Source organism: Methylobacterium sp. J-001 (genome assembly GCF_022829565.1).
In the GTDB taxonomy this organism is placed as follows: domain Bacteria; phylum Pseudomonadota; class Alphaproteobacteria; order Rhizobiales; family Beijerinckiaceae; genus Methylobacterium.
In genome coordinates this window covers 18,284-27,946 of the sequence record NZ_JAKSYN010000119.1, presented here as the reverse complement: position 1 = coordinate 27,946, position 9,663 = coordinate 18,284, and the positions used below count along the sequence as shown (strand labels likewise).

Below are 9,663 nucleotides of genomic sequence, written 5' to 3'. Positions count from 1 at the left end.
AAAACGCCCCGCCGGGGAACCCGGGCGGCTAAGTTGCCATTTAGCTTGGGAGCGCCTCGAATAACTGTCCGTGAAGCTGAGGCGCATCCCCCAATTGAAGGATGCCTCGCGCCAACGAGAAAGCCCCGCGCGGCTGGGCCGGCGGGGCTGAAGGTTGTGATCGCAAACTCCGGGAATCAAAAATCACGGTTACCATACCGCAACTGCTGACGTAGGAAAGCCCGCCACGATGCTGGATCGGGCGGGCTTTCAGCCTCGGACAAAGGTGTCACCGCGGAGTCCGAGGCTCTGATGGCGCCAGCTGTTGAGACGGGCGCCGCACACAGTTGTAGTGCTGCAGTGCAGCAAAGAAACCCGCCTCGCCAGTGAGCCGGGCGGGCAGAAGTAGTCATTGGGCTTCGAGCGCTATGCATGGCTCGGCCGACGCTGATCCGCTTCACCCTTTTGGATGATGGGAGGGTCTCACTCCGCCTTCGCCATCTGCCGCCCGTGGTTCTGCACGATGTCGCGGAAGAGGTTGGCGAGCTGTCGCGATGTCAGCCGCGCGAGTGGAGCGTCATCCAAATAGGGGTAGTGCTCCGGAGCACACCGCGAGATGGTGTGTGGGGATTAACCATATCTCGCACCGTCGTCGCCGTTGAGACTATGAGGCGTGGGTGCTGGAGGGTCTCCACCATGTTGACGCGCACCGTCATCAGCCTCGCCGCCCCCGTCTTCCTCATCGCCTCGTGGGCCGCTCCATCCTTGGCACAGCCGGCCGCCAACGGTGGGCCGAAACTGCTCATCCACGGCAACTACTGCGGTCCGGGCAACAATGCTCCGCTACCGCCGATTGACGCTTTGGACGCAGCCTGTGCCCGACACGATGCCTGCACGCCGGATGTCGGTCTGCCCTCGAAGGCCTGTAACCTTCGGCTAGAACGGGAGGCTGCTGCGGTCGCGCGTGATCCGCGCCAACCGGACGATATCCGTTCCCTGGCGGGCTTCGTAGCTTCCTTCGCTGCGTCCAATGCGTCGAGCTCCGCTCCGACGGTGCTCCCAGCCAGACTCGGTCGCTGAGGAGCTGGGGGCTCAGCCCCCGCCCGCCTTGGCCATCTGGCGTCCATGGTTCTGGACGATGTCGCGGAAGAGGTTGCCGGTGGCTGAGGTCGTGACCTTCGCGTCCGGCCCAGCCTTCTGCACGTTGACCACCACGCTGCCATTGTTCTCGACCTTGGGGCCAGCCACGACACCGGCACGGCCGGCTGAGGCATCGAGTCGGCCCTCACCCTGCTGCATCGCCTCGAAGGCTTTGCGGGCCTTCTCCCGGGCCGCCCAACCCTCGCCGTCGGCCTGACCGCCACGGAGCCGCTTAGCCTCGTCCATCGTCAGGCCTGAGGCGTCTTTCATGCTGTTCGGCTTCAGCACGCGCGGGGCGCCGTTCGGTAGGAAGTCGCCCTCTGTCACCGGCGGGATGCGCGTGCCGTCGCCCGGCTTAGGCATCGCTTGGGGCCGTACCGTCCCGATGCCATCCCAGACACCGATGCGGGCTCCGTACCGGCCATGCCATGGGCCCCAGCCGCCCTTCCGGGCTTGGTCCAAGGCGAAGTCGATCTGCTCCTGCCAGTGCTTCGGATCGCTGGCGTGATGCCCAGTAGCTCGGGTGTAAGCATCGCCCAGGCCGCCGTTCCTCAAGCCGGGGATCCGGGAGGCGTAATGCAACTGGAAGGGACCAAAGCTCGTGCCCTTGTCGCCGGGCGTGTTCCTGACGCCTGGGATCGAGCCGCGCAGGCCTTCGGAATTTGCAATACGCAACGCCACGTTGGGATCGATGCCGCGGGCCAAGGCGGATTGACGGATGTATTCGGCCATCTGCGGGTTCACGTCGCGCATGTCGCGGGCTGAGATGCCCGGCGACCGAGAGCCGCCGCTATCCATAGGCGGCACCGTCTGCCCCGGTCTGATCGGCACCGTGTCGCCGCCGCTATAGCCTGGGACCGTCCGCTTCAGATGCTCGCGGAATTGCTCGCGAACAGCCTCACGCTCACCCTGCTCACCACGGTAGCCAGGCCCAGAACCGACGCCGGGCAAATTCGCACCACTACCGAGCCCAGATGGCCGTCGGAAGCCCGCACCGCCCGTGTAGGCTGCCGTCTGGACCCGAGCGCCCCCGAACGGCCCGTCGCCATCAGCGGACGATTTCTGAGCCGTAGCACCCTGCTGTGCCTTCATCTGCTCGGACAAGCCGTCGATCGATCGACGCAGCTTCTCCGTCGACTCCCTATAGTCGCGGTCGCGCTCCTCAGGCGTGCGGGCCTTCAGGCGAGCCAACTCGGCCTCGGCAGCCGTGAGCTTCTGCTGCGCGGCCTCTGGGGCGTCGATCAGGCCCATACGCTGTTGGGTCCGACCGATGAGGTGGTCCGACGCATCTTTCGACACATCCCGTAGCTTGCGCAGCCGGTCGACGTTCTCCTGGGCTGCGATCTCATCGTCACCGGCCAGGGGAGCGAGGCGACGGGCGAGCGGGCCGCTACCACCATCGAGGTGCCGGAACGACTCGACGTACTTGCCCTCGTTGAAGCTACGGATCGCCGCTGCGATCTCCTTCACGCTCTCGGCGAGCGGGCGGACCAGCATGGTGGTTGAGACCAGCATCTCCTTCGCGGAGGCGCCGGCTCCCTTCCAGTCGATGGCGTTCAGCTCGCGGCTAATGTCCTCCAGGCCGGTGCGTAGGCCCTTTACGAAGTCGCCGCGCTGATCCTTTGCGATGCCATCCACCCACTGCGTGAACTCGGACGCGTATGGCAGTACCTGTCGGGCGATCGTCGTGCCGATGGTCTGCATCGAGGTGCGAAGGTCGGCAATGGCCTGCTCGAACTTCTCGGCCTGAAGGATGGCCTTCGGATCCAGCGGGCCGAGCCGCTGCTTATGCGCGTTCCACACGTCGGCCAGCTTGCCAAGGTGTCCGTCGGCGATGCGCCCGAAGTCGGCGTTGCCGAACACGTGCTGAGCGAAGATCCCGCGCTCGACCGGGTTCTTGATCGTCTCCATGAAGGTGAGGCTCTTGCGGAGCTTCTCGCCCTCGTCGGTCGTCCCGCGGATGTCCTTGGCGAAGGACTGAAAAGCCTGCCGGCCAGCCGCGTCGGTGCCCTGCCGGTTGATCCACTGGTAGGTCTCACCGATCCCGCGGGAGAACTCCCGCATGTTGCCGGCGAAGGTCTTGGTGCCGGCGGCGACCGCGTCCTGCTCCAGCCCGAACTTGCGGGCCACGGCGCCGAAGGTCTGCAGCGTACCGGCCGCCACGCCGGTCTCCCGGCTTAGGGCCCCGAGGCTCGACAAGCCGCTGGAGAGCTTGTTCAGCGACATCGCCACCCCGGCGACCGCTGCACCGGCCGTCAGACCGGTAATGCCGACCGTCGCCAGCGCGGGGTTCAGGATCGTGGTCGCGGAGCGCGCCGTGGTCTGGATCGCGGCCTCGGCCTTGCCCATGCCCTTCGCCAAGGTCTCGCCGTGGCTGGCGCCCTGCCGTGACACGTCGAGGAGCTGAGACCGCAGGCTCTTGAGAGGGCCGCTGAATGCGTCGACCACTTCCGCGCGCATGCGCAAGGCTTCATCGGCCATGGCGGCCTCCTATGTCTGTGCGGGCGCTCAGGTGTAGAGCCCCGCCGGGGTGCCGCCGGAACCACCCTGGCCGGCGCTGGATTGAGTCTGGCCACCGCCGTTGAAGGCTTCCGGCAGGACGAGGCTGATATCGGTGGTGGTGCCCTGCGGGCCCTGGCTCGCGGTCACAGCCTGGATCGCCAGCTGCATGCGGTCCTTGGTGAACAGCATCGGCGAGTAGACCGACACGACATCGCCGATGTGTTCGAGCCAGAGGCTGTTCTGGTCCTTGAACCAGCCCTGGACCTTGACGTTCACATTGATCTGGTTGGCGAGACTGAAGCCGTTCTCGTGTTGCGCCCGCATCCGCATGTCGGCCTGGTCACCTGGCATCTCCGCAATTAGGCGGAGCGGCGCATGCTCCGTGACTGCCGAGTTCTTCACTGTCGCGGTCACGTCCCGAGCGGCGTCGCCGAAGGTCTGATCGTTGCCCGGCTGTTGGCCGATGGACTGGATTTCGGAAAAAGCGTCCCCGTAATCAAAGACCGCAGACGCCCCGAGGATGTTGCGGCCTTCCTCCAGCTCAGCGATGGCTCCGGCTTGGGCCTTCAGCCTGTAGCCGACGATGTCAGCGCCCTGTCCAGGCAACAGGTAGATGTTCCGGAAGCGACACAGGCGTTCAATGAACTCAAAAACCGTCTCGCCAACCTGAACGTTGACCTTTGGGAACGCCTTGTCTGCACCGGACGTGTCGCCCTTCAGGCTGAACTTCACGCCGTAGGGCTTGAGTACGGCGCTGGCGATCTGGCTCAGCGAGTAGTTTTTAAATTCGCCCTTCTCATGGTCGACGGTGCTGCGGGCGACCACCTGCGAGCGGGTCGTGCCGGTGATCTGCAGGCCGTGCTCCCGGGCGTCGAAGGCGGGCTGCCTGCCGGTGATGCGCCCCTCCGAGACTGCCTGGCGACCGCCGAGGATAACCTCGCAAGGATCGCCGATCCCGAGCTTCAGGTCGGCAAAGTTCGGGGCGGTCTCAGCCGGCGCGGCTGCGGTGAAGGCGAACTTCGGGAACAGCTCGACCCCAGACCGGGTGACCGACACGGTCTGCCAATTCAAGTAGTTCTTGCCCTTCACCTTGATGGAGGCGACTTCTTGCGGCTTGGGCATGTCAGGCAGCCTCTCGACCAGCGCCGTCGCCGGCCAGACGCTGCACGTCGTGCTCGACCGACAGCTCCTCCAGGATGGCCACCAGTTCGTCGTAGAGCAGCGCCCGGATTGGCTCGGCCTCTCGCTGCATCACCAGCCTGGGAGCCACCCGCGAGGCCAAACCCAGGATCTTGTTGCGCACCCTCGACAGGCCGCCGGTCATGATCGCGATGGCGTCACCGATCAGCACCACCCTGCCGGTCGCGATGTCGTTCTTGATCTCGGCCGAGATGGCGAGCGCCCGATCCTTCCGGGCGCGCTCCTGAGCCGGGTCGAGATTGCCAGCCGGGATCTCGGGCGTAGCCTTGAGGTGGGCGATGTAGGCCCGCACCACCGGGATCAGCGGATAGCGGCCGCGCTCCTCCTTCGGCAGCACGTCCTCTGCCACGAGCTGCTGAACGCGACGGGTCGTCAGGTCGAGCACGTGTGCGATCGTCGTTACCGGCACCATCAGCGCGGCGTCGGCGGCGGCATCAACGGTGGCGGATTTCGCTTTCAACGGCCAGTTTCCTCGAAGCTACGATGTCAAATTTGATTTGAGACTGCGAAGCGAAACGCGCTGCAAAAGTTGATACCTGCGGAGATATCAAACTCGCGCGGACCCTCGGCTTCCCCCCCTCCCGAACAGGGACCCAAGAACCTGCATCAGGGCACCCTCCGTGCGGAGATCCCCGTTGGGTCCCACCCTCTGGCAGTGAGGGACGGTCGCTCACCGCATCCTTGCCGATCGCCATCAGGTCACCGCGTCGGCCCGTGACCAAGTCTGGCCAGTCCAGCGCATGGTGTGGCCATCAATGACCTTCGTGTCGCCGACGCTCGGCCAGCCGGCCATACCGACGCTGCGCGCGTCTCCGGGATCCTTGCTCATCATCGCGTTGGCGAGGTCGTTGTAGACGGCGAGCATCTGAGCGTCGGTCGGGTTCGGCGGGGTGTTGGCCATGATGGCTCTCCAGACTGTCGGGTGAGGAGACCGCAGCAGGCCACTACACCGCCGCGGTCTCCGATGGTCCGTCGCTTGGTCGACGGGGCGCAGTTGCGCCGGCCTTGGTATCCCCGGGTCCATGGCATTCGAGGCAAGGGACAGGCTGGCTTGTCGCTGTTGGGCTGCTGCATCGCCCTCAACGGCGTGGGTGAAGGAGGCCCTTGCGGGTCTGGCCCACGCAATTCCGTGTCAGGCCACGCGCTTCCAGCGGGTGCCGTCCATGGCGAAGCGCTCGGCACCGACTTTGTAGGCGACACCGGGAGTCGCGACGATCGCGCGAGTCTGAGTGCCCTTGGCTTCGTTCTGGCGGTTCTCCGCCGACCACGCCGCAAGGCGTTCAGCCTGGGTCGGCTTGCGCTCAGCGGTCACCGGCTCAGGCTTATTGAGGACATGGCGCCAGAAGGCGGCGTGCTCGCCGGGGTTCTGTCGATCAATGCTCATGCTCAGCGTCCCGTGTCGGAAGTGATGGGAGAGGGAATGCCGCCCCAGATGCGCGGAGCATCGCGGCCGAGGCCGGGCAGCGTGACGCGATGGGACAGCGGGATGTGCGGCTCGCCGGGCGTGCCGGGGATGCAGACCTGCTTCTCGATCCGCTTCGCCGCACGGTGCCGTAGGTCGGCGCCAGCCATCGCGCTCGCACGGGAGCCGTCGCGGCTGTCGACCCAGACGAGGTCGTGTGAGGTCTCGTAGCGGGTAGACGTGCCTGCGGTGCCGTTGAACGGTTCGCCGGGCGACACAGGCTCGGCGCCGTCAGGCAGGTTCTGGTTCGCCTCGGCGATTGCCCGCTCGTGCCCGCGCAACTGGCTGAGCAACCCGGCCATCTCCTGAGCCATGACGACGTACCGCTCGGCGAGCTTGCCGGCCTCGGCGCTGGCCTTCAAGCCGACCTTGCGCAGAGCTTTGCGGCGGGTCTGCTCGGTCTCATTCTCGGCCTTCGCGGCGGCCTCGGCGATCACTGCGGCGGCGTGCTGCGCCTCGGCCTGATCCTGCTTCGCCTTCGCCAACGCGATGCGGGTGTCGAGGGCAAGCAGATCCTCGACCGAGCCGTTCACCAGCACGTCGGAACGGGATGCCTGTAAGGCCTCGCGCTCGGCTTGAGCGAGGTCACGGTCCGCTATGATCTGTGCGGCAGTCCGGGGTCCGACCGGCACTGCCACCGGCAGACGGTCAATGTAGCTACGACCCAAGCTGACGTGCGGCGCGACGTTACCGTCGTGATTGTTGTGGCGGATGTTGACGTACTGCATGCCGACCATCCTCAAGCTGCCTGACGGAGAGCGGGAGCGGCCGGAGGCGTGCGTGGGCCGTCGTCGGGACTGAGCCGAACGCCGTGACGGGCGAGGTGCGCGCGGACGCTCTGGCGCACGAACTCCGACATGGTCTGGCCGCGATGCCGGGCGGTGGTTTCGACGGCGCGGGCGAGATCAGTCTCGACCTTGAACCGAAGCAATGCGTCTCGTCGGAGAGAATTCGTCATGATGTGGCTACGCCTCAGTCACTGCGTAGCCAGACGATGGGTCGTCTATCGCGACACGGCAAGCCATTGGAGGCAAGGACCCAAATCGCTGCGATCCACCGCTGTCGTCCTTAGTTGTCCACTGTTGCGTTATGTTATATTTCCGCCCAGATTTTCACGCCAATATGCCGCACCTTAGGGATACAGTTTTGCGTCGAGGAGCTATGATTGATCAGGCGCCGCGGGTGGCTAAAGAGTTTCACGTTGGATCCGCCGGAGACCGTTGGTCACTGATGCGAGATCTGAATACGGGGCAGCCTTATGTGGTCCACCGCCCCTCGGACGATGAGCCGGAGGTCGAACTGGACCTCGGTTCCTTCCTGGTCCTGTTCCATGGCCAAGAGCGGGACAGCCTTCTGCAGCTGATCGCGTCGCTGCTGCCGGATGGGGAGCCGTCGGACCGCGACGAGACCAACGTCGTTCGGTCACCCCGCTTCCTGTCCCGTTGGATGCCAAGCCGGCAAAACTGACAAGGCGCCAGGTGCGTGGTCAATTCGATGGAATTGAGGAACGGTTTGTAGCGTATTCGCCCTGCAGGATACTCCGCTTTACGTGAGTGCCCCATGGACAATCAGCGAACTGCCCGCCGCGTTTCCATCAACATGATCGGGCACATCGCTGTGCCTGGTGACGTGGCGATCCCATGCGTGATCCACGACATCTCGAAGTGGGGTGTGCGGGTCAGATTGGACGGCACCGAGCGTGTGCCGGACAAGTTCACGCTGACGTTCGATGCCACCGAGAAGGTGATCGGCTGCGAGACGGTCTGGAAAAGCTCGAATGAGATCGGGGCTTTGACCGACCTTATGGAGTGACGGATCTGGCAGCGCCACCAGCGTCCCGCCCCGCGGACCCTAAGTGTACTTTGAATACGATTGTAGTGTACTGGGCGCTTTAACACCACTTTAATCGGCCTCATTCAGTCTGTGCTGAATTGGAGTCGCATTTTATGATTAGCGTCTCGTCTAACAATTATTTCGGCATGATCCGGGCTGCGGAGACAGAGGCGATCCGAGCCGGCATGCCCCTGAACGGCAAGCAGTCTATGGCCGTTGTGATCGACAAGCCGGCGCCCCCGCCAGCACCGCCGGTCTCTAATCCCGCTGCTGGCGCCGTAGCAGGCCAAGTCGTCAATGTGATGGTTTGAGTACGGCGAAGGCGGCTCGGATCTTCAGTGTCCAAACAGGGCGGCGATCACCGCGATCAGCGTGCCGCCGGCGATCGGCGCGAACAGCCCGAGGATCGAAATCAGGATGATAAGTGTGACGGCGGCGTTCTCAGCCCGCTTGGCATCCCGAGATGGTTTCCGCGGCGGCTCCCACGGTGGCGGGACGGATCGCTGATCGGGTGGGACGAACACCAGCGATTCCTTAAAGCGGGCTACGGGCTCGTGCTGAGGCTATGCGCGAACAGGCGGCATGTCACCGCGTCGATCCCCCGCTGCCTAATCGCGTTCTGCCGCGTTGCCCCTCCCGAACACTCTGGAGGTGAAACTTGGCCTACGTGACGATCGATAAGAACGGCGAGCCCTGGATGTTCTGCCATGCCACACACGATGGCGATCTTGAACGTCAGATTGAGACTGCCCGAGCGGAAACTCCGAACGCCACATTCACGCATCGGCTCTCGACACCGATAGAGAGCCAGCACTGCGCGGACGCGATGGATGCGCAGGAAGGGATGGCCGAGGATCCGTTCAAGTTCTTCGCTGTACCTGTGGTGGAAGATCCGGCCACCTGACAGAGGTGGAAGGAATCATTAACCATGCCGGTCCCCTATGGATGAGCGCGACTCGATCCAACCATGGTCGGTTGACCCGTCGGCGAGGGAGACCAGCGATGGACCAGCAAGCCGGGGATGACCACGAAGACCGCGCGCAGATGGAGTGAGCTTCCGCTCGGCCCTCTGCACGGCGGCTGTCATAGCCGCACCTCGTAGTCCGAAGTCGAGGGAGCTGCGTTGCAGTGTCCGATGGGGCGCATGCGCTGCTGCCCGCTTAGGACGCCCCGATGAACTTCATCAGTTGGCTGATCTCCAGGGTTACCCAGTTCTTCTCCGGCGGAGGTGAAGCGCGGAGAAGCTCCTCTGCAGCGGGCGAGGGCGAAGTTCGCGGCCAAGAAAGCCGCAACCAGAGTAGGGGCAGAAACTTCGACGGTGACTATCGCGCCGCTACGAATATCCTGAAGACGCGCATGAGCAACCGCTTCCCGGATAATTACCATGCCCGAATGGGCTCCGAGAAGAACAACGCGCGCGACTTCGGAGATGAGCGAGCTGAGGCAATCGACACAGCATCGGCTGTCATAGCTACGGCGCTGCGCGACGGCGCCACCGTCAAGCAGGCTGCTGATGCAGGCGCAGCCAGCGTCGGTATCTGAGCGGA

13 protein-coding genes are annotated in these 9,663 nt (G+C 64.6%); 5 read left to right on the top strand and 8 right to left on the bottom strand.

Annotation, left to right across the window (positions count from 1 at the left end; genetic code table 11):
* Nucleotides 1–675 precede the first annotated feature (675 nt).
* The gene (locus tag MKK65_RS14040) at nucleotides 676–1,059 is read left to right on the top strand and encodes a hypothetical protein (protein WP_243958327.1); all 384 of its coding nucleotides are present in this window, start codon (nucleotides 676–678) and stop codon (nucleotides 1,057–1,059) included.
* Nucleotides 1,060–1,071: 12 nt separating this feature from the next.
* Here MKK65_RS14040 and MKK65_RS14035 read toward each other — a convergent pair whose 3' ends face one another.
* The 7 genes from MKK65_RS14035 to MKK65_RS31550 form a co-directional block, all read right to left on the bottom strand.
* Nucleotides 1,072–3,600, bottom strand: coding sequence for a hypothetical protein (locus MKK65_RS14035; protein WP_243958325.1), 2,529 nt, complete (start codon nucleotides 3,598–3,600; stop codon nucleotides 1,072–1,074).
* 27 nt (nucleotides 3,601–3,627) lie between these two features.
* On the bottom strand, nucleotides 3,628–4,743 hold the full coding sequence (locus MKK65_RS14030) for a phage baseplate assembly protein (protein WP_243958323.1): 1,116 nt from the start codon (nucleotides 4,741–4,743) through the stop codon (nucleotides 3,628–3,630).
* 1 nt (nucleotide 4,744) lies between these two features.
* Nucleotides 4,745–5,281: a hypothetical protein gene (locus tag MKK65_RS14025; protein WP_243958321.1), complete on the bottom strand. Its 537-nt coding sequence runs from the start codon at nucleotides 5,279–5,281 to the stop codon at nucleotides 4,745–4,747.
* Nucleotides 5,282–5,515: 234 nt separating this feature from the next.
* The gene (locus MKK65_RS14020; protein WP_243958319.1) at nucleotides 5,516–5,722 is read right to left on the bottom strand and encodes a hypothetical protein; all 207 of its coding nucleotides are present in this window, start codon (nucleotides 5,720–5,722) and stop codon (nucleotides 5,516–5,518) included.
* Nucleotides 5,723–5,953: 231 nt separating this feature from the next.
* The gene (locus MKK65_RS14015) at nucleotides 5,954–6,205 is read right to left on the bottom strand and encodes a hypothetical protein (protein WP_243958318.1); all 252 of its coding nucleotides are present in this window, start codon (nucleotides 6,203–6,205) and stop codon (nucleotides 5,954–5,956) included.
* 2 nt (nucleotides 6,206–6,207) lie between these two features.
* Complete coding sequence (locus MKK65_RS14010; protein ID WP_243958315.1) at nucleotides 6,208–7,020, bottom strand: hypothetical protein; 813 nt, start codon at nucleotides 7,018–7,020, stop codon at nucleotides 6,208–6,210.
* A gap of 2 nt (nucleotides 7,021–7,022) precedes the next feature.
* Nucleotides 7,023–7,241, bottom strand: a complete 219-nt coding sequence (locus MKK65_RS31550; protein ID WP_147899139.1) for a ribbon-helix-helix protein, CopG family — start codon at nucleotides 7,239–7,241, stop codon at nucleotides 7,023–7,025.
* A 272-nt stretch (nucleotides 7,242–7,513) separates the two neighbouring features.
* Between MKK65_RS31550 and MKK65_RS14005 the strand changes: the two genes are divergently transcribed.
* On the top strand, nucleotides 7,514–7,750 hold the full coding sequence (locus MKK65_RS14005) for a hypothetical protein (RefSeq protein ID WP_243958313.1): 237 nt from the start codon (nucleotides 7,514–7,516) through the stop codon (nucleotides 7,748–7,750).
* A 93-nt stretch (nucleotides 7,751–7,843) separates the two neighbouring features.
* Complete coding sequence (locus MKK65_RS14000) at nucleotides 7,844–8,095, top strand: PilZ domain-containing protein (RefSeq protein ID WP_058194969.1); 252 nt, start codon at nucleotides 7,844–7,846, stop codon at nucleotides 8,093–8,095.
* A 356-nt stretch (nucleotides 8,096–8,451) separates the two neighbouring features.
* On the opposite strand, the gene MKK65_RS13995 is transcribed toward MKK65_RS14000, so the two are convergent.
* Nucleotides 8,452–8,640 (bottom strand): hypothetical protein, encoded by a 189-nt coding sequence (locus tag MKK65_RS13995; protein WP_058194970.1) that lies wholly within the window; start codon nucleotides 8,638–8,640, stop codon nucleotides 8,452–8,454.
* Nucleotides 8,641–8,774: 134 nt separating this feature from the next.
* Here MKK65_RS13995 and MKK65_RS13990 point away from each other — a divergent pair, with 134 nt between their 5' ends.
* Both MKK65_RS13990 and MKK65_RS13985 read left to right on the top strand, forming a co-directional pair.
* Nucleotides 8,775–9,020 (top strand): hypothetical protein, encoded by a 246-nt coding sequence (locus MKK65_RS13990; protein WP_058194971.1) that lies wholly within the window; start codon nucleotides 8,775–8,777, stop codon nucleotides 9,018–9,020.
* Nucleotides 9,021–9,289: 269 nt separating this feature from the next.
* Nucleotides 9,290–9,658, top strand: a complete 369-nt coding sequence (locus tag MKK65_RS13985; RefSeq protein ID WP_243958311.1) for a hypothetical protein — start codon at nucleotides 9,290–9,292, stop codon at nucleotides 9,656–9,658.
* The last annotated feature ends 5 nt before the right edge of the window (nucleotides 9,659–9,663 follow it).